This window comes from Paenibacillus sp. FSL R7-0345 (assembly GCF_038595055.1).
Taxonomy (GTDB): domain Bacteria; phylum Bacillota; class Bacilli; order Paenibacillales; family Paenibacillaceae; genus Paenibacillus_AQ.
The window spans coordinates 4,477,509-4,497,318 of the sequence record NZ_CP152002.1; the positions used below are offsets into that span (position 1 = coordinate 4,477,509).

A 19,810-nucleotide genomic window follows, 5' to 3' on the forward strand; every position below is an offset into this window, starting at 1 on the left:
TCCTCCTAAATATAGTATAACTCAGATGTGTATGAAATCCGCACCGCCTCCCGTTTGGACTCAATGGAAGACGATGCGGTATTAGATAAAGAAAAAAATGAATGCGTTTAAGAAATACCGCCCTCAAGCCATTCCTCGATTCTCGGAACCATCTGGTCAGTCAGCATATGCTCCATCTTGGGTCCGGGCAGCGAATACAGGAAATACTTGCCGTAATAAGACTCAATTACCCTGGTATCATATACAATGACAATTCCCCGATCCTGGGCCGTGCGAACCAGCCGGCCGAATCCCTGCTTAAAACGGATGACCGCCTGCGGTACCGACAGCTTCATGAACGGGTTCTTCTTCTGGGCCTGGAGCAGTTCGGACTTGGCCTCTGCAAGCGGGTGGTTCGGAGGCTGGAACGGCAGTCTGACAATGGCCAGACAGGTCAGCGCATCTCCGGGAATATCGACACCCTCCCAGAAGCTGCTGGTGCCGAGCAGCACTGCTGCCGGACTATCCTGAAAACGCCGGATCAGCTTGCTGCGGCTGCCACCCTCCACACCTTGACCTAACACAGAGATGTCCGCTGCAGCCAGCGCTTCCTTGAGCGGATCGTAGACCTGCCTCAGCATTTTATACGATGTAAAGAGCACCAGCATGCGTCCTTTGGTTGCTGCAGCAGCTTCTGCCAGCGAGTGCACAAGCTTATCAACAAATTTGGCATCGCCTATACTGCCCTTTACGCTCGGAAAATCACGCGGGATAACCAGCAACGCCTGCTCACGGTAATTAAACGGTGATGGCAGCAGCGCGGTCATCAGCCTGTCCTGCTGTGCAGCCTCGCCCAACCCGAGATTATCCACCATGAACTGGAAGGATTTGTCTACAGTCAGCGTTGCCGAGGTCAGCGTGATACTCTTTTTCTTGTCGAAGAACAGCTCTCTGAGCTGGGTGCTGACATCCACCGGGACAGCATAGAGCTGCAGGGATTTCCCCCGGTAATTGGTGCTGCCCTCCATCCAGTACACAACATTCTCATCATTAAGCCCCATAAAGAAGCGGATCTGCTCACGGATGGAGGCAAGGTCTTTAAACAGTCCGCCAATGTCGGTCACCAGACTGTCCGAGGAGGACTGGCTGTCCGTATCGCGCATTTCGCTGAGCATTTTGTCGCCTCTGCGGATAATATCACTGAGGCTGAGGTTCAGCATGTTCTCCAGTGTGGCCAGCTCTTCCCAGTCCTTCGGCTTCTTGCCGGGATGCAGGCGTGACACAAGCTGTCCGGCCTCACCAGCCGCCGCATCACTGCGGTCAGGCAGCAGGCCGAACAGCTTATCGCTGAGTACATCCCATGTCTCCTTGACGGTCAGCAGATCCGGATAAATCCGGTCAATGACACTGCTCCATTCAGAAGCCTGTTCACTGCCTGAGGACTGTAAAGTCTGGCGCAGCGCCGGAAGCTGGCCGTTACGGCTATCCTTATACAGCCGTGTCAGCGTATGGGCGACAGTGAAATATTTCATCTGCATGCCCAGATGCTTGCCGGCCACATCCTCCAGATGATGAGCCTCATCTATGACAAGATGCTCATAGGCAGGCAGCAGCTGATGCCCGGCCTTAACATCTGCGAACAGCTTCGAATGATTCGTTATAACCACATCGGCAATGCCGGCTTCGTGCTTCGCCCGGTGATAATAGCATTTCCGGAACCAAGGACAGGCGCGTCCGAGGCACGAATCAGTGTCACTGGCAACGCTCTCCCAGAAGTCGCCGCCCCGGCCGCTGAGATTAAGCTCCTCATCGTCGCCGGACTGCGTCTGGGTAAGCCAGACCAGCATTTGTGCTGCTGTAAGCGTTTCTTCCCTGGTGCTTACGTAGTCTTTATTGTTTATTTTATGTTCAAACTTACGCAGACACAAATAGTGCCCTCTTCCCTTAAAGACGGCAGCTTTGAACGGAAACGGGACCACGGTAGTCAGCAGGGGGATGTCACGCTCGCGCAGCTGATCCTGCAGATTGATGGTATGCGTGCTGACCATTACCTTCTGGTCTGTCCGCACACTATGATAAATAGCCGGCAGCAGATAACCCAGCGATTTGCCTGTACCGGTGCCTGCTTCAATCAGCAGATGCTTCTCCTCCTGAAGGGCAGTCTTCACTTCGCCAATCATAATTTCCTGCGCTTCCCGCGCCTCATACTGGGGTAAGGTATCTTTTAGCCTGGTTGTTACCTCGGCCATATAATCCTCAAAGGATACATTCTCCAAAGGATTGCCGGAACCCTCCCCGCGCGGCGGAGCAAGCTCAGTCCAGTCGCCGACTGCCAGCGCCAGCTGCCGGTGAAAGGTCAGCTCGCCCTCCGGCTGAAAGGTCTCCATCTCCCTTTCACGCAGCAGGCCGTCGAAATACCAGGCCAGATCGCTGTCCTCACCGGCAAACAGCTCATTCAGCCGCTGAATCGTCAGCAGCGGCAGGCTGTACAGCTCGTCAAGGCATTTAAGCAATACAAGCGCCGTAGCCAGCGCATCGCTGTCTGCCTGATGCGGACGCTCATGCGTAAGCCCGAAATGTGCGCTGACTGCACCGAGCTGGTACGTGGACAGCGAGGGAAAGCATATTTTGAGAAAATCAATCGTATCGAGAATTCTTCCCTGAAAAGGCAGATAACCGCAGCGGTCCAAGGCATTCTGTAAAAAGTGGAAATCAAAAGCGACATTATGCCCTACGAGCACAACATCGTCCAGCAGCGGAACCAGCTCCATCATCATTTCGTCCAGCTCCGGAGCATCCGCAACATCGTCATCGGTAATGCCGGTCAAGCCTGTAATAAAAGGAGGAATCGGTGTTCCGGGCTTGACGTAGGACCCATATACCCGGGAAACAGACCGGTCTTCTTCTATAATGGCAAGGCCAACCTGGATGATCTCACCCACAGATTGGGTTCCCGTAGTTTCAAAATCAAGCACGGCAAATTTCATTATAAGTTCTATTCCCTTTCACTTGAGACTCCTTATCAGCATAACAGAAGTTACGAAAAAAGGCGATGCAAGCCGCTTGTTCAAGTGGACGCATCGCCTAAATAATGGACTATGATTACAAAAGCGAAACAAGCTGCTCCCCGAGCTGGAGCTTTCCGCCCTTTTTGCGGCAGACCTCCAGATTGAGATTAGGCTCCGGCAGAGCCGGGTCGTGCTGCAAGGACAAACCAAACAGTTCACTCGCCTCCAGGAAACGCTCCTGTGAGGCCCGGATGCAGCCGAGGGCATTATAAATCATGGCTTTGAGCTTCCTCTCCCGGATCAGGGTAAGCATATGGTTCAGATGGCTCCAGGCCGTTTCCCCGTCGCCTTCCTGCAAATACGCCATGGCCAGGTACAGCCGGGCAGCCAGACTATCAGGATACCTGCTGATCACTTCCTGAAACTGCCGGATGCATTTGTCATACATCAACAGCTTGTAATATCCCTGTCCCCGGACAAAGGAATCCATGGCAAGCTCGGGAGCCTCCTGCTGCGGAGCCTCTTCCTCCGGTTCAAGCTGTAAATCAGTCTGCTCCCGGAATTCACTCAGCTTCTCGGCAAAGGCCAGCCATTCATCCATCACCCTGTCACTAAGCCTGTGAAGCATGTTGTACTTGCGGATCAGATCATTCCGGTACTCCCCGTCCGCAGAAGGGTAGTCGCGGGCAATCTCCTGGAGCATCTTGTTCATCTCAGCAAATAAATGTTGAAACATCGGGCCATCCCCCTTTACTGAACATGAAATCAGCCTAAGCTTGCCTGTCTTCATTTTTCGCAAAGTGGGGGCCGTTCATCCCTGCCATTGATTACATGGGCTTCAGCAGCAGCCTCAGGCGATGGTCGCGTGGACCTCATGGTCAGCCAGCTTGACCGGCTTATTGTCACTATCTACAAATACAACTGTCGGCTTGTGGCCGGCCAGTTCTTCGGAGGACAGCACGGCATAGGAGATAATAATTACCGTATCCCCAGGCTGCACCAGCCGGGCCGCTGCTCCGTTCAGACAAATCACGCCGCTGCCGCGCGGTCCAGGGATAACATACGTTTCCAGACGGGAGCCGTTATTGTTGTCCACAATCTGCACCTTTTCGTTCTCCAGCAGATCAGCTGCTTCCATCAGATCTTCATCGATCGTAATGCTGCCAACATAATTCAGATTGGCTTCGGTTACCGTCGCGCGGTGGATTTTGGACTTCATCATATGTCTAAACAAGGGCGGGAGCCTCCTTCGGAATAAATACGTTATTGTCAATCAGCCGGGTTCTGCCGAACTTGACCGCCAGCGCAATAATAATCTCGCCTTGGGCAGCCGCCAGAGGGGAGTCATCCTCCAGCATCTCCAGATCAGGAAAAGATAAAATCTCCGTATAATCAATCACAGCAAGCGGAGCAGACGAAATTTCGGATATAAGCAGCTTCCGCGCTTCATCTACAGTGCGCACCGTTCCTTCTTCCATAGCCTGGCGCACAGACTTCAGTGAACGGGACAAGACAAGCGCCTGGCTGCGTTCCTCAGCTGAGAGATAGACGTTGCGCGAGCTAAGTGCCAGCCCGTCATTCTCGCGGACGATCGGACAGGCAATGATTTCTACATTCATATTGAGGTCGGATACCATGCGGCGCAATACCGCAACCTGCTGTGCATCCTTAAGCCCGAAGAAGGCATAATCAGGCTGCACCATATTAAACAGCTTGCTGACAACCGTGGTGACCCCGTCGAAATGCCCCGGGCGGGAAGCGCCGCAGAGCCGGGTGGTCAGTGAGGATACCGAGATTTTGGTAAGAGTCGGATGAGGATACATCTCTTCTACACTTGGAATGAAGACAATATCCGCTCCCTCACGCTCGGCAAGCTCCAGATCACGTGCCTCATCCCGCGGATAAGAGGCGTAATCCTCATTCGGCCCGAATTGCAGCGGATTGACAAAAATACTCATGACCACCGTATTGCTCTTCTCACCGGCCTTGCGCAGCAGACTGGCATGTCCTTCGTGCAGATATCCCATAGTCGGCACAAACCCGACCGGAGTATGCCCTCCCTGACGCATATATTCAAGCGCTTCGCGCAATTGTGCTACTGTTCTGACCACTCTCATCTTACTTCACTCCTTTTTTGGCAGCGCCGTATAAAGATTCCAGTACGTGCTCATCCGCATTGAAAACATGGTTCTCCGCAGGGAAGGAACGCTCCTTCACTTCCTTGACATAGCTGCTGATCCCCTCGCGGATGATGCTGCCGACGTCGGCATAGGTTTTGACAAAACGTTTCTCCCGGTACGGCGAGGCATAGCGTACAAGATCGTGGAACACCAGTACCTGGCCGTCACAGTGCCGTCCTGCCCCAATGCCGATTGTCGGAATGCTGAGCGCCTTCGTAATGGCTTCCGCCACTTCTTCAGTCACCAGCTCCAGTACGATTCCGAAGGCGCCGGCCGCTTCAAGCGCCTTAGCCTCGTTCATCAGCCGCTGTGCATCCTCAGGGTCTTTACCCTGAATCCGGTATCCGCCGATCATATTGACCGACTGCGGGGTCAGGCCGATATGTCCAAGAACCGGCACACCAGCCTTCGTAACCGCAGATACAGCGTCACAGATCTCCAGCCCGCCCTCCATTTTAACGGCATGGGCACGGCCCTCCTGCATCAGTCTGCGCACCCCGCGCAGCGTCTCATCCACACTGCCGTGATAGGTCATAAACGGCATATCGGCCACGATAAAAGTGTTCTGCGCGCCCCGCACGACAGAGCGGGTATGATAGACCATATCGTCGATGGTCACCGGCAGCGTTGTATCATAACCAAGCACTACATTTCCAAGCGAGTCACCGACGAGGATCAGATCAATCCCTGCCTCTTCAGCGAGCAGCGCGGAGGGATAATCATAAGCGGTCAGCATGCTCAAAGGCACACCCTCCGCTTTCATTTTTTTCATTTTTACAATGTTCAGTGCATGTTTGTCAGCCACTCTCTCCATTCCCCTTTTCGCAGATAAAATACGCGTAAACGCGCAAACAAAAAAACCCTTTAGCATAATCGGCTAAATAGGTCCGAAGGGCAAAAAAGAGTCACTCGCGATCGTCCCTTCTGTCTCGGTCCTTACGGCTCAGAGCAGAATCCAACGTAACCGTGTTGTACAGTTATGAAGGTACATCCAAAAGCAATTACTCAATTAATAAAGCCTAGCCGGAGTACAGTTCGCGCCTTGGCGATACCGTCTCTGTCCATAGTATACCAAACCCCGCGGCCAATTACACGAAAAAAATATGACAAGGGATGGAACCCTTGTCATATCAGATCATTTCTATCTCGCCTGACAGGATGCTGATGATGTTCCCAGCTTCATCCTGCAGCAGTAAACCCCCGCTATCATCCAGCCCTACAGCCCTGCCTTCACAGCGTCCCTGAGGCGTATTAAAGGAAATCTGCCGGCCAAGCGTCACCGACATCGACTCCCAGCGCTCCTTCACCGGTCGAAAACCCTGCTCTACGTACAGGCGGTACAGATACTCCAGTTCAGTCAATACAGCCCGGGTCAGCTGATCCCGGTCGACCGGTATGCCGCCGCCTTCAATCAGCAGCGAGGTGCCAACCCCATGGAGGTAATCCGGATAATCCTCCGGAGCCAGATTAGCGGAAATGCCGATTCCGGCGATGGCATAATGCAGGCCGCCTTCCCTGAGGCAGGATTCCACCAGGATGCCGCAGATTTTGCGTCCGCCGGCCAACAGATCATTCGGCCACTTAATTCCGGCCGGCACACCGGTCATCTCACGGATGGCTGTACAGACTGCAACCCCCGCCAGAAGCGTGAGCTGTGGCGTCAAGGACAGCGGCAGGTCAGGACGAAGCACAATGCTCATCCAGATGCCCTTGCCCTTTGGCGAATGCCACTTCCGGCCCATCCGGCCCCGGCCGCCGGTCTGTTCCTCAGCCCGGACGGTTGTGCCTTCCGGGGCACCTGCCTCGGCGAGCTTCTTCGCTTCCTCCTGGGTCGAAATCAACGAGTCGAGCAGCTGCAGACGGTCCTGCCAGCCGGACACGAAGCTCTCCCGTGCCGGAAGGCCGGACACAGGCTTATGGTTATGATTCATCTATATCCATCCTTCTTGCTTCCTGAAGCAGTACTTGTTTGTCGTTGGGGGAATCCCCTGCTGCCACTGCCAGCAGCAGCTGCTGCAGCAGCACACCAAGCCACGGGCCGGGAGGCTTCTCCAGCAGACCGGCCAGCTCCTTGCCCGACACCGCCAGCTCACCAAGCGAGCGGACAGGCATCTCTGCGGTCCATGAGCGCAGCTTGGCGGGCGGGATGTGCTGGCGGACCGGCGCCGCGCTATCAGCAGCCTGAGAGACGGCTTGGCCGGCTGGCGCTGCACTGCCGTCAGCACGCGAGACAGACTCGCCGGCTGGCACAGCCATGCCGGCCTCCTGCACAGGCGGCTCCGCGCCGCCAGCACAGCCTGCGGCGGCCTGCGTCAGCACCGCCAGCAGCGTCACCCAGCCCTCGGCGGCCTCCGCGCCGATGGACAGCACGGCGGCGGTCCAGCGCCGCCGCAACTGCTCTGCAGCGCCGGGAGCATCCGGCGCTGCAGAGGCCAGCGCCGCGTCCCACGCCTCGCGGACGCGGAGCACGGCGACGATGCTGCTGCGCGCCGCCCCCGGGAACGTCCATGCCCGCAGGAGCTTGTCGGCCGCTTCGGCCGGCTGCCCCAGGGCATGGAGGAGCAGCGCCCACCGCAGGCGGGCGCTCTCCAGTTCCCCGATCCCGGCCAGATTGGCGGCGGCAGCCGCCAGGTCTTCGCCGGTCCAGGGGAACGGGGCTTTGCCGCGCGCCAGCAGCCCGCTGCGCGCCAGCAGGCCGAGGCCGCGCACAGGGTGCGGCCCCAGGACGATGCGCTCCGTCTCGGCGCGCACGCGCTCGACGGCGATATGCGCCAGCTTATCCCGCTGGCGCAGCAGCCCCCGCCACGTATTCTTGGCGATGGCGAAATCCAGCACCGACGCGAACCGCACACAGCGCAGCATGCGCAGTGCGTCCTCGTCGAAGCGCTCCTCTGCGCTTCCTACGCAGCGGACCAGCCGGGCGCTTAAATCCTGCGCGCCCAGAAACGGATCAACCAGTTCCCCTTCCAGCCCGCAGCAGATAGCGTTGATCGTGAAATCGCGCCGCCGCAGATCCTCCCTAACATCGCTTACAAAAGAGACGTGCTCGGGGCGGCGGTGATCCGCATACCCGCTTTCTGTACGGTAAGTGGTCACCTCAAAGCTGAAGCCGTCCTGAAGCACCGTAACCGTTCCGTGCGCCAGTCCGGTCGGGACACAGCGCGGAAAAACGGCCATTACCTCCTCCGGCAGCGCCGAAGTGGTCAGGTCAATATCATGCACGGGCCGGCCCAGCAGCTCATCACGGATACAGCCACCTACAAAATAGGCTTCCCGGCCGCTCTCCTGCAGGCCGGTAATCACCTTCCCGGCGGCCTCCGCCATGCCCTCCGGCGCCATTGTCCATTTCATACTGCTCTCCTTACCCCCGGATGGTATCCATTCCGAGTACCTTGCGCCCAAGCACACGGTAATAAATATCCTCATATTGATTCGTAATGCTGTCTCTGCTGAAATCATTGCAGGACCGCTTCAGACAAGCCTCGCGGAACTGCTCAGCCATAACCTCATCCGACAGCAGCTTCACGGCGTACTTGGCCATAGCCGTTGTATCACCGATTGGCGCAAGGAAGCCGGTCTTGCCATGCTGGACCAGCTCCGGAATACCGCCGGCCTGGGAACCGATCGTCGGAACCCCGCAGGCCATCGCCTCCAGTGCTACTAAACCGAAGCTTTCCTTCTCCGAAGGCAGCAGCAGCAGGTCAGCGAGTGAGATCACCTGGGCAATCTCATCCTGCTTACCGAGGAAGCGTACCTTGTGCTCAAGACCCATTTCATTAATTTTGGCCTGAATCTTGGGCAGATCGGGACCCTCGCCTACAAGCAGAAGCTTTGCTTTGATCTCCCGGCTCACCTTGGCAAAAACATCAACCACATCGCCCACCCGTTTTACCGGACGGAAATTGCTGATATGCATCAGGATTTTCTCATCAGGCTCGGCATAATCGCCGCGGAGATCCGTTACATCCCGCGGATAATAGACCCGCTTGTCAACAAAGTTATAAGTCAGATCGATATCGCGCGTGATATCCAGCACCCGCCGGGTTTCTTTGATCAAATCCTGCGAAACGGCGGTAACCGCATCGCTCTCATTAATGCCCAAGCGGATCAGATCCTTGAGCGATTCATCCTGGCCGAGTACCGTTATATCGGTACCATGCAGGGTCGTAACGACCTTCATATCATTGCCCAGCATCTGCTTGGCAAGAAAAGCGCAGACCGCATGCGGTACAGCGTAATGGACATGCAGCAGATCCAGTCCCTGCATTTTGGCTACCTGGGCCATCTTGGTTGCCAGCGCCAGATCATAAGGCGGGTAACGGAATACATAATAATCGTTAACCTCAACCTCATGATAAAATATATTCTTTTGAAACGTTCCAAGCCGGAACGGGATACTGTGTGTAATAAAATGGACTTCATGGCCCTTTTCGGCCAGAAGCTTGCCCAGTTCAGTCGCCACTACGCCCGAGCCGCCCAGAGACGGATAACAGGTGATGCCTATTTTTAGCCGGTTCATAGCTCCGTCCCCTTCGTAGACTGATCTCTTACTTTAAGTAATGTCATGGATTTATTATAGTTGCATCTCGGCACGAAAGAAAGCTTATTCCGGTTTATTCCCGTTCAGAAACAAATCGACGGCATGGGGAACCTTGGTGGCAAAGCCTTCGGCAAATGGAATCAGCCGGCGCTGGCCGAGCAGCATATCCCGCGAACAGACGCGTTCGATATATCCTTCATTAAGCGGTGTTGATACCACATCTTCACCGGGTGCCTTCTCAAACTGGGAACGGTAGCAGGACAGCGCCTGCTTCTTCACGTCATATTGCTCCGTTACATCCACAATAAGGTCGGTGCGGCCCAGATCGTTAATGAAATAAAAATACAGCAGCGGCGCAGGCACCGCAGGCTTGTCCGGCATATATTTGCGCAGCTTGGCATTAAACACAGCCTCTTCCACCAGCTTGCTGCAGGCGATATGATCGGGATGCCGATCCTCCCAGTAAGGCGCGAACACAACAGCCGGAGCAAAACGGCGGATTTCTGCAGTCACAGCCGCCAGATGCTCCTCTGTCATGTACAGGCCGCGGTCAGGCAGTCCCAGATTTGTCCGCACAGCAGCACCCAGCACATCGGCCGCCTGCTGCGCTTCCTGCTTGCGGCGCTCCACTGTGCCATTCGACGACATTTCCGCAGCGGTCAGGTCACACAGGCCTACCTTCAAACCTGCTGCAGTATGCTTGGCAATCGTTCCTGCCATGCCGATCTCGGCGTCATCTGCATGCGCCCCGAATACAAGAATGTCCAGCTTCATTATTCGCCCACACCCGGTTTATATTTATGTACCAGCTCCCGCCAGCCGAAATCCCCGCGGTCAATGGCCTTCACTAAAATTTCTGCGGTAGCGATATTAGTCGCCACCGGTATGCCGTATACATCGCACAAACGGAGCAGTGCCGTAATGTCCGGCTCGTGCGGCTGGGCCATCAGCGGATCGCGCAGGAAAATAATCAGGTCCAGCTCATCCTTTGCAACCAGCGCACCGATCTGCTGGTCCCCGCCCAGCGGACCGGACATAAACCGGTTGATCTGCAGCTCGGTTGCTTCCATAATCCGCTGGCCTGTTGTACCTGTCGAATATAGCTCCAGTCCGGTAAAAACATTCTCGTAGGCCGTAACGAAATTGACCATTTCTTCTTTTTTACGGTCATGTGCGATAAAGGCAATCTTTAGCATGTTGGTTTCTCCCCTGTCTATTCAATAAAATGCTCAAAGCCGTAGATCAGCCCTGTATAACCCATTACCTTCTGGATCCCAAGCTTCACCCCAGGCATGTAGCCTGCCCGTTCGTACGAATCATGACGGATTTTGAGAGACTGCCCGTAGCCGCCAAACACCACTTCCTCCTGGGCAAAAACACCCGGAAGACGGACGCTGTGAATACGGAAGCCGTTATAATAACCGCCGCGCGAGCCCTCAATAAGCTCTTCCTCGTTAGGATTCCCCTGGCGGAGCTCTTCTCTGGCTTCAGATATCATTTCCGCCGTCTTAATCGCTGTACCCGAAGGGGCATCCAGCTTTTGATCTCCATGGTACTCGATAATTTCCAGATGCGGGAAATATTTCGCTGCCTGCGCGGCAAATTTCATCAGCAGAATCGCACCGATAGAGAAGTTCGGGGCAATCAGCCCGCCGATTCCCTGCTCCTGACATTGCTTGTCCAGCTCGGCAATCTGCTCCGGAGTGAATCCGGTTGTCCCGATAACCGGCCGCACCCCGTGTTTGATTGCAAGCGAAGTATTGGCATAAGCCGATTGCGGAATGGTAAAATCAACCATCACATCTCCACGGCTCCCTGCTAAGGCAGCTTCCAGATCGGAAGTAACGGTTATTCCGCATTCCTCCAGCCCTACCATACGGCCCGCATCACGCTCGCCTGCGGAACGGTCTACCGCTGCTGCCAGCTCCAGTTCTTCATCCTGCAGCACCAGCTTAACAACCTCTTTACCCATTCTGCCTCCTGCTCCGGAGACAATCACTCTGATCTTGTCGCTCACCTTTAAGTCCTCCTCGCTTTTACTGGTTCCATTTTTAATGGATATATTTTTGCAATGATCTTTGCAGGTCTTTCATCAGCTGGCGCAATCCGCTGTCATCCGGATGAAGGGCAATGACTTCTTTCATGGCAGCTATCGCCTGTACATGCTCATTCATCCGGCTGTGCGCAATCGCCAGCCATACATAGGCGTCACCATATAAGGGGTCCAGCGTAATCGCTTCTTTAAGAAGTGTAACCGGATGATACGGATTGAATGTCCCGCCTGCATCTTCTTCCAGCAGATGTTTGGCTTCCTGTACAAGCTGAAGCGCCTGCAGATGCTGGAGATGCAGACTGTATTCGGGCTTTGTACCATCAAGTTTCACCGCTGCGACCGCATGCTCCAGCGCCTTCTCCGCCATTCCGCTGCGGGCATAAGTAATGGAGCACCGGTATCTGACCTCGGCATCATCCGGACTGGCCGAAATTGCAGCCTCAAAAAAATCAATCGCCTGCGCGAAATCACTGCGCAGAATGGAGCGGTATGCCGCTTTGACATAATCGTTATGATTCATATGATCACCATCCTTACGGCTAAATCCCGTTCGTTTGGTACAGCATATGATATAAGGGCCTAATCGGTGTTTTTGGGAGTCCAGCGGTTTGCATCACGGGTATTGAACTTATGCATCACTTTATTGTGAGCTTCGGCCAGGTCAATGCCAAGTGAATTAGCAAAGCACACCGTAATAAACAAAATATCGCCCAGCTCCAGTTCAATGGAGTTATCGGCTTCATCGGCTTTTTTAGGCTTTTCACCAAACTGATGGTTCACTTCACGCGCCAGCTCCCCCACTTCCTCGGACATCCGGGCCAGCATGGACAGCGGGCTGAAGTAACCTTCCTTAAACTGTGAGATATAAGCGTCAACTTCACGCTGAATTTCGGCTAGACTTTTTTCCATAATTTGCAGCTGCGCCCCCTGTATGATCTTGCCTTATGTTTGCCCCTATGTTATCGTAAAGACGTTTTGAAGACAAATCTTTTTTATATTTACAGCTTCACCCCATGAAAGCCAAGCTAGAATATTCTGCCCTTATAAGGGCTTAGGCGAGGGATTAAATGAATTCTTCAAAAGTTATGAATATCGGTAAAACCATAGCCCCCATCATGCTGGGTACGGCGGTTTATGCGTTCGGGCTCCTCTACTTTATTGTACCCAATCAGCTGATGGAGGGCGGCGTAACCGGGATCACCATCCTGCTTAATTACGCATTCAGCATTCCGATCTTCCTCACAACGCTGCTGCTGAACCTCCCGCTGTTCCTGCTGGGCTGGAAAGTACTAGGCTCGAATCAGATCGTCTATACCGGACTAGGCATCGGGTCCCTGACTTTCTTCCTCTGGGTATTCGAACAGGCAATTGACAAGGGCTGGCTTGTCCCGTTCAGCACAGAACATGATTTTATTCTTGCTTCATTATATGCCGGCGTGACGCTCGGCCTTGGTCTGGGCATTGTTTTCCGTTACGGCGGGACTACCGGTGGAGTCGACATTGTTGCACGTATTCTGGGCCGTAAATTCGGCTGGAGCATGGGCCAGATCATTTTGGCTATCGATATTATCATTATCGGCGCTTCCCTGTTCTACATACCCCGTGAAAAGATTTTGTACACCCTGGTGGCCGTCTTCATCTCATCGCGGGTGATCGACTTTATCCAGGAGGGAGCTTATGCCGCCAAAGCGTTCACTATCATCAGTGACGATGCGCCGCAGATTGCCGACCTGATTACCGCAGAGATGGAACGCGGCGTAACGCTGATTCCGGCCATAGGTGCATATTCCAAGCAAGCCAAGCACATGGTCTACTGCGTAGTCTCCCGTCAGGAGATCCACAGGCTCAGCCAGCTGGTCAAATCCATCGACCCTACGGCGTTTGTTATCATCAGCGATGTTCACGATGTGATGGGCGAGGGCTTCCGGGAGTCCTGAGTCGGGGTTAGAGATAGGGTCGGAGTTGGGTCGTTGAATTGAGGTTGGTGTGTTAATTGGATTTTTTGTCTGATAAAGCTGCGTTAGACTGGTATGATTAGCAGGCTGTGCGGAATTAGTGTTGGTTTGAGTTGGTGCTAGATGAGTTTGGCGGACTAAACGAGTTTAGACGAATTTGTTAGAGCTAGACGCGTTGGTGAGTTAGACGAGTTTTGGTTGAGCTTGACGAGTTTTGGTTGAGCTTGACGAGTTGAGTTGTTTTTTACCTTTATAAAGTCTCGACCCCGCCGTTTTAGTGTAGTTTGTACAACTATATCTCACGTTTTTAAGCCTGCAGCAACTTTAAGTGTATTCTGTGCAACTAAATCCGGTCTTTTTAAGTAAGAATTGCTTTTTCGGCCGCTTTAATTGCACGAAATACACTTATTCCTGTATTAGCGGCTTTTTCGCCACTTTTAGTTGTACAAAATACACTTATTCCATCAAAACCTACCTGGAATCTACTAGACATATCCGGTCGTCCATACCCGCCAGAAGTCTCACACTATAGTACACCGCACAAGATTACCATAAAGATCACCATGTGGATTACCATAAAGATGACAAGCAAAAGCTCCCCTTCCCGCGCCTAACGGAAAGGGGAGCTTTTCTTGTAGAATCAGCTGGTTTATAACTCGCACCAATGGGAGCAACTCGTGCAGGCAAGCCAGCACAAAAGCACAACATCTGTGGTTACACTAGCTTCAGATCCTCACACTCGCCCCGGTACTCCTCTAAGCCTTCATCAGCTTAAGATCCTCACACTCTACCAAGGTACTCTCTAAGCCTACACCGGCTTCAGATCCTCCTGCTCACCCCGGTACTTGCGGTAAGCGGCGTAGGCCAGGGCGGTGATAATGAAGGCACCGCCCAGGAGTCCCCAGGCCCCGTATTCTCTCGGAGCCAGCGGCAGGGATAACGCCGGTTCATCGCGTTCCTTGCCGAATAGCACCCTTACTGCGTCCTGGCCGTAGGAGACAATCTCCAGCAGCCGGGAACGGCCGGGAGGCTGCGAGGAGGCGGAAACTCCGGCTGCATAAGACAGCCAGGAGTCAAACGCATTAACCACTTCCGGGCGGCTGGAGATGACGACCGCCGGGCGGATTGTGTCATACCTGCTCTGCAGCCGGGAGACAGCAGAGTTCCAGCGTTCCGGATTGCCGGCCGCAGCGCTTTGCTCCATATCGTTCAGATCCTCGCGGATCAGCTTATAATACTGCTGCCACATCGGCTGGCGCGGGTGATTCAGGCTGTTGGCGGCGAGCCGCAGCCTGGCCGCAGCCGCTTCCCACTTCCCGGGATCGATCTGGGCTGCCGACAGGGTTGACTTGAGGTCCATAATAACCCCGGACAGCGCATTTACGCCTTCGACTGAAGTCAGGCCTTCAAAAGAGGAAGACACAAAGATCTCCGAGATCTCAGCGCTCTTCTGCCTTGCCTTCACCACATCGCCTTCCAGCACGTAGCTGTATAAGGCTTCAGCCGCCTGCTCCAGCCGTTCTGCCCCGTTCCTGCCGGTCAGCGCCGGCGCTTCACTCCCGGTTACAGCTGTCTGCCCGGCTTCACTGCCTCCGGCGGCACGGCTGCCCTCAGCAGATACTGCCACGCCGTTCACGCCGGCAAGCAGCCAGCATAATATGAATCCAGTCAGCATCATATATCTCTTGCGCGGCATGAGACATCCCTCCTGCCTTTAATGTATGGCAGGAGGACAAGAGTTAGAACAGCCTGTCAGCGCCGGATTCCGGTCCGCTGCAGCGGCTCGTACCGCCTTACTTTTGGACCTGCTATCCAAGCTGCCGCAGCACTCAGCAGAGTCAGGAGAATCGTAAGATACTGCACCTGGGTAACATCATCGTCCAGAACGGACGGCAGCCAAGGATAGACTCCGGCCGAATAATCAACCATATCATTGGCCAGCGTCCAGAGCAGCGCCACCGGCAGCATCCGCCGGAACGAGAAGAACCGCGCATAGATCAGCGCCTCAACCGCCATTCCGGTGTGCGACACTACCAGCATCCAATCCTTCCAGTTCAGCGTATCCCCCTGGTATCCTCCGGCAAAAATAACACTAACCGCCCAGATCCCGTACTTAACAGAGGTTACCACAGCAAGCGCCTCAATCAGTTCCCGTACAAGCGTCCCCTTCAGGCCTTTAGGAGGATACAGCAGGAGGAACAACGCAAGGGTAAAGAACAGGCTTGCCGTCGGACTGTCCGGTACGAACGGCAGCAGCCAGGCCGGGTAATTCTGCGCTGTATACTCCAGCTGATTGCCATACCATATGTATCCGTAAATCGTGCCGAGGACATTGACGATAAACAGCAGCCATATGATTCCCCGGTGCTTGAACAGCTTGTCTAACATGTTAACCGGCATACACAGTTTCACCCTCCCAGGTCAGAACATTTCACAATCTATACACGACAAAAACCTGACCGCAAGAATACGATCAGGTTCGCGTTATCATTATTTTACTGTTCGCTTTTTTGTTTGGCAAGCCAGGCGGCCAGCGAATCGATATCCTGGTCCGTCAGCCCTGCACCAAGTGCCGTTTCATACATTGGCGGCATTTGGCCCTGACCGTCCTTGATAATTGCAAGAATAGCAGCCTGGTCATGAGTATCTCCTACACCACGCAGCGACGGCCCGCCTCCGCCTTTAAGATCTGCAGCATGACAGCTGATACAGGTCGCCTGCTTAAACAATGCCATCGCCGGGTCATCCTTGTCCACGATTGCGATATCCTCGGTCTGTATAGCGCTGGTGGTGGGCAAGCCTTTGGCCCTGTTCTCCGCCGCCTTTTCCTCACGCTGCACATCTTCCGGGATCTGGTTCGTTTCAGCCATTTCATGCTTGTACTCAGTCCAGGCCGTATTGGTTAAATAGACGATGGCTGCCAGTGACAGGATCATCAGCGACGAAGCAATCGGCCGTCTGTAGAAGCGCCGTTCATGGCCGGTGTCCAGAAACGGGGCGAGCAGGAGTGCTCCGAACGCCACACCCGTGACTCCCAGAGTTCCCAGTACGATATAATCACCCGAAGCATAAGGCAGCTTCAAATATTGATAGAGAAAAAGAAAGTACCAGTCAGGAATCGGAATGACGGTAGCCCTGGCATCTGCCGGGAATCCGAGCGGTGCAGGCTCTGAAATCGTGAGCACGAGAATGCCTACCAGCACAACTACCCCGACCATCCATTCCTTGAGCAGAAAGTTCGGAATGAACGCCTCCGACTTACCAGGGTAAGCCGTATAGTCAGGCGGTGTAATAAATCCGCTGCCTTTTTTCACACGCGAGTCTCCGACATACACAACCTTTTCCCCGGAGCCCTCCTTGCCTTTATGTGCCATTCCGTATTCCCTCCTTTCGTCGTTTGGCTTACAGCGGTCCGGATATACCCTGTCTGCGGATCATAATAAAGTGTCCAACGAGCAGTATAAGCAGCACTGCGGGGAGGAAGAATACATGAAGAGCGAAAAAGCGGGTCAACGTCTCTGCACCGACAATCGTTCCGCCCTGCATCAGCTCTTTTAGCACAGGACCCATAACCGGCACGGAATTGGCGATTTCCAGCGTTACTTTGGTAGCAAAATAAGCTTTGTTGTCCCAAGGCAGCAGATAACCGGTCAGACCCAGGCCCAGCATGACAAAAAAGATCAGCATCCCCACTACCCAGTTCATCTCACGCGGCGCTTTGTACGAGCCGGTAAAGAAAACGCGCATCGTATGCAAAAACATCATAACAATAACCAGACTTGCCCCCCAGTGGTGCATACCGCGGACGATTTGCCCGAAAGCAACTTTGGTTTGCAGATATTCCACACTGGCATAGGCATTAATAATATCCGGTACATAATACATAGTCAGAAACATGCCTGACAGAATCTGAATGACGGTGATAAAAAAGGTAAGACCGCCGAAGCAGTACACGAATGCCGAGAAGTGATGGGCCGGGTTGACGTGCTCGGGGACCTCATGATCCGCGACATCTCTCCAGATCGGCGTAATATCCAGACGTTCATCAATCCAGTTGTAGATATTTTTAAACATCAGAGTTACGCCTCCTTGTTGGCTTCCGTATTAGGGACGATATCGCCCAGATACACCCATCCGCCGTCAATCTTGGTCTTGTACTGATCAAGCGGCTTCGCCGCGACCGCCAGCTGCTTACCGAGTTTCGTGTAGCGTGCACCATGACAGGGACAGTGATATTCATCGGGGTAAGCCTTATCATTGTTCCAGCCCACCGTACAGCCCAGATGCTTGCAGATCGGTGAAAGCGCATAAATATTCCCGTTCCCGTCTTTGCGGATCCACGCCGTCAGTGTAGCTGTACTGGCATACCACCCGTCCTGCTGCTTAAGCTCAAAGTTAAATTCCTGCGGAACATCGGTAATTTGCGAGACTTCTGCGACCTTGATGAAATCCCCTTCCCCCCGCTTATGTAAAATAGGGTCTACAGCAAAACGCGCCATTGGAAGAATGACTCCGGCTCCCATAAAGGCAGTGGCTCCGCCAAGGGTGTAGGTCAGAAACTGCCTGCGGGACATCTCCTTGCGGCTGGGCGGTTTGGGCGGATTAACTTCAGGCTCTTCATTGTAACTGCTCATACGGTGTGTAACCCCCTTATCAAAAATGGAGAAGGCACCTGCAGGTAAATATACAGTAAATTAATGTAAAGAATCCGGTTACAATGACATAAATCACATGTCATATCAATTCACCCTTATCATAGCTTAGCCCCCAATACCCGTCAAGAATTTTGTCTATTTTGTGACAGGCACTTTTCCTGACTTTCATAAAATTGTTGTTTTTCTGTCACATTTAACCTATGCTTCACCTTGCCATAACGTCTGGATTTTCTCCTTTATTTCTGATCTTAACGGGATCATACGATCCGTACTAACCTTAGGCGGGTAAAGGACTAAATCGCTTTCATAAAAATCCTCAACCGATACTCCCGGCACTGCTGAAGCTATAATTACGTACTGGAACAGATTGGATTTGACTTTACGGCAAACCTCGTTTACATATTGTGAATTTTGCCCTGCTGCATACTGTATAGCCGGATATATTACGATACGCCCCCGGAAGGGCAGTTCTATCAGATCCAGCAAATCGCGGAGTCCCTCCAGTGCAGCTGCCGCCTCAGGCGGACTTTCCATTCCCGACAGTCCCGTATACGGGATAAGACAGGTATCATAATATTCTCCGTTTTCTTTCCAGCTTTCTTCCGTAAACTCGCTGAACTTCATTGCTGTCACTCCTTCTGCTTGAATGCCTTTTTATATATTTAATATGGCCTGCCCGGATAAGTCAAAAAAAAAGAAATGCGCTTAGCGCATTTCTCTGCATTTCTTATGCGAGACTCTTCAGTTCTTCAGTCAGATAACGGAAAGCCGCTTTGTCTCCGGCCGCCAGCGCCGTGTCGATCTCCCGGTACAAGATGTCGGTACGACGCTTTCGTAGCGCTTCATCCCACACCATTTCTGCCGCAAGCCCTAGCATCACTTCATAGGTAGCCTTCATTTTGTCCATTCGATACACCTCCGCTGTTTAGAAGATTCCATATTCTTTGGCTTTGATCACATAACTTTCATTGGTCTGCTTCATCCGGAGCAGATCCTGCTCCGTCAGTTCACGGACGACTTTTGCAGGAGAACCCAGACACAAGGTGTACGGCGGGATCACTTTGTTTTCGGTTACAATTGAACCGGCTCCTATTAAAGCATATTCACCAATTTCAGCTCCGTTCAAAACAATTGCACCCATTCCGATTAATGTGCCTTTGCCTATCCTACAGCCGTGGATAATAGCGGAATGCCCGACCGATATCCCGTCTTCCAGAATCAGCGGCAGGTTATTGCCGACATGTCCCACAGCCCCGTCCTGAATATTGCAGCGTTCCCCGATGACTACCGGAGCAAGATCTCCCCGCAGCACAGCATTAAACCAGATGCTTGAATGCTGTCCAACCGTCACATCGCCTACCAGCTTTGCGCCTTCTGCCACGTATACAGATTCGTCAGTCCGCGGTATGTACTTCCCGTAAGCAATCCGCATGTTCCTCC

General features: G+C 53.5%; 22 protein-coding genes. 1 reads left to right on the top strand and 21 read right to left on the bottom strand.

Annotation, left to right across the window (positions count from 1 at the left end):
* Positions 1-107 precede the first annotated feature (107 nt).
* From dinG to NST84_RS19330, 13 genes are all read right to left on the bottom strand, one after another.
* Positions 108-2,966 carry an ATP-dependent DNA helicase DinG gene (gene dinG / locus NST84_RS19270; RefSeq protein WP_342561780.1) on the bottom strand — a complete coding sequence of 953 codons (2,859 nt, stop codon included), beginning with the start codon at positions 2,964-2,966 and terminating at the stop codon, positions 108-110.
* A gap of 115 nt (positions 2,967-3,081) precedes the next feature.
* Positions 3,082-3,723, bottom strand: a complete 642-nt coding sequence (locus NST84_RS19275; RefSeq protein ID WP_342561781.1) for a tetratricopeptide repeat protein — start codon at positions 3,721-3,723, stop codon at positions 3,082-3,084.
* Positions 3,724-3,837: 114 nt separating this feature from the next.
* Positions 3,838-4,221: an aspartate 1-decarboxylase gene (panD, locus tag NST84_RS19280; protein ID WP_342561782.1), complete on the bottom strand. Its 384-nt coding sequence runs from the start codon at positions 4,219-4,221 to the stop codon at positions 3,838-3,840.
* Complete coding sequence (gene panC, locus NST84_RS19285) at positions 4,214-5,104, bottom strand: pantoate--beta-alanine ligase (protein ID WP_342561783.1); 891 nt, start codon at positions 5,102-5,104, stop codon at positions 4,214-4,216. Before panC ends, panD begins: the two co-directional genes overlap by 8 nt.
* 1 nt (position 5,105) lies before the next feature.
* The gene (gene panB, locus NST84_RS19290) at positions 5,106-5,972 is read right to left on the bottom strand and encodes a 3-methyl-2-oxobutanoate hydroxymethyltransferase (protein WP_342561784.1); all 867 of its coding nucleotides are present in this window, start codon (positions 5,970-5,972) and stop codon (positions 5,106-5,108) included.
* A gap of 325 nt (positions 5,973-6,297) precedes the next feature.
* Entirely contained in the window at positions 6,298-7,098 is an 801-nt protein-coding gene (locus tag NST84_RS19295; protein ID WP_342561785.1) for a biotin--[acetyl-CoA-carboxylase] ligase, read from the bottom strand.
* Positions 7,088-8,569, bottom strand: coding sequence for a CCA tRNA nucleotidyltransferase (locus NST84_RS19300; RefSeq protein ID WP_342561786.1), 1,482 nt, complete (start codon positions 8,567-8,569; stop codon positions 7,088-7,090). The genes NST84_RS19295 and NST84_RS19300 overlap by 11 nt, the downstream gene beginning before the upstream one ends.
* Complete coding sequence (gene bshA / locus NST84_RS19305; protein WP_342561787.1) at positions 8,529-9,686, bottom strand: N-acetyl-alpha-D-glucosaminyl L-malate synthase BshA; 1,158 nt, start codon at positions 9,684-9,686, stop codon at positions 8,529-8,531. Before bshA ends, NST84_RS19300 begins: the two co-directional genes overlap by 41 nt.
* A gap of 84 nt (positions 9,687-9,770) precedes the next feature.
* Entirely contained in the window at positions 9,771-10,481 is a 711-nt protein-coding gene (gene bshB1, locus NST84_RS19310; RefSeq protein WP_342561788.1) for a bacillithiol biosynthesis deacetylase BshB1, read from the bottom strand.
* Positions 10,481-10,903, bottom strand: coding sequence for a methylglyoxal synthase (gene mgsA, locus NST84_RS19315; RefSeq protein WP_342561789.1), 423 nt, complete (start codon positions 10,901-10,903; stop codon positions 10,481-10,483). Before mgsA ends, bshB1 begins: the two co-directional genes overlap by 1 nt.
* A gap of 17 nt (positions 10,904-10,920) precedes the next feature.
* Positions 10,921-11,724 carry a 4-hydroxy-tetrahydrodipicolinate reductase gene (gene dapB / locus NST84_RS19320; RefSeq protein ID WP_342561790.1) on the bottom strand — a complete coding sequence of 268 codons (804 nt, stop codon included), beginning with the start codon at positions 11,722-11,724 and terminating at the stop codon, positions 10,921-10,923.
* 34 nt (positions 11,725-11,758) lie between these two features.
* Entirely contained in the window at positions 11,759-12,280 is a 522-nt protein-coding gene (locus NST84_RS19325; RefSeq protein WP_342561791.1) for a tetratricopeptide repeat protein, read from the bottom strand.
* 59 nt (positions 12,281-12,339) lie between these two features.
* Positions 12,340-12,669, bottom strand: coding sequence for a nucleotide pyrophosphohydrolase (locus tag NST84_RS19330; RefSeq protein WP_342561792.1), 330 nt, complete (start codon positions 12,667-12,669; stop codon positions 12,340-12,342).
* A gap of 158 nt (positions 12,670-12,827) precedes the next feature.
* Here NST84_RS19330 and NST84_RS19335 point away from each other — a divergent pair, with 158 nt between their 5' ends.
* A complete protein-coding gene (locus NST84_RS19335) occupies positions 12,828-13,697 on the top strand; it encodes a YitT family protein (protein WP_342561793.1) in 870 nt (289 codons plus the stop codon).
* An 826-nt stretch (positions 13,698-14,523) separates the two neighbouring features.
* Here the strand turns inward: NST84_RS19335 and NST84_RS19340 are convergent.
* The 8 genes from NST84_RS19340 to NST84_RS19375 form a co-directional block, all read right to left on the bottom strand.
* Entirely contained in the window at positions 14,524-15,411 is an 888-nt protein-coding gene (locus NST84_RS19340; RefSeq protein ID WP_342561794.1) for a sporulation protein YpjB, read from the bottom strand.
* Between the two features lie 56 nt (positions 15,412-15,467).
* Positions 15,468-16,115, bottom strand: a complete 648-nt coding sequence (locus NST84_RS19345; RefSeq protein WP_342561795.1) for a DUF1405 domain-containing protein — start codon at positions 16,113-16,115, stop codon at positions 15,468-15,470.
* Between the two features lie 95 nt (positions 16,116-16,210).
* Complete coding sequence (locus NST84_RS19350; protein WP_342561796.1) at positions 16,211-17,089, bottom strand: c-type cytochrome; 879 nt, start codon at positions 17,087-17,089, stop codon at positions 16,211-16,213.
* 28 nt (positions 17,090-17,117) lie between these two features.
* Entirely contained in the window at positions 17,118-17,789 is a 672-nt protein-coding gene (locus tag NST84_RS19355) for a cytochrome b6 (RefSeq protein ID WP_042178168.1), read from the bottom strand.
* Between the two features lie 5 nt (positions 17,790-17,794).
* Positions 17,795-18,349: a ubiquinol-cytochrome c reductase iron-sulfur subunit gene (locus NST84_RS19360; protein WP_342561797.1), complete on the bottom strand. Its 555-nt coding sequence runs from the start codon at positions 18,347-18,349 to the stop codon at positions 17,795-17,797.
* Positions 18,350-18,568: 219 nt separating this feature from the next.
* Entirely contained in the window at positions 18,569-18,994 is a 426-nt protein-coding gene (locus NST84_RS19365) for a DUF2487 family protein (RefSeq protein ID WP_342561798.1), read from the bottom strand.
* A 103-nt stretch (positions 18,995-19,097) separates the two neighbouring features.
* A complete protein-coding gene (locus NST84_RS19370; protein WP_038594463.1) occupies positions 19,098-19,277 on the bottom strand; it encodes an IDEAL domain-containing protein in 180 nt (59 codons plus the stop codon).
* An 18-nt stretch (positions 19,278-19,295) separates the two neighbouring features.
* Complete coding sequence (locus NST84_RS19375) at positions 19,296-19,802, bottom strand: gamma carbonic anhydrase family protein (RefSeq protein WP_342561799.1); 507 nt, start codon at positions 19,800-19,802, stop codon at positions 19,296-19,298.
* Between the last annotated feature and the right edge of the window lie 8 nt (positions 19,803-19,810).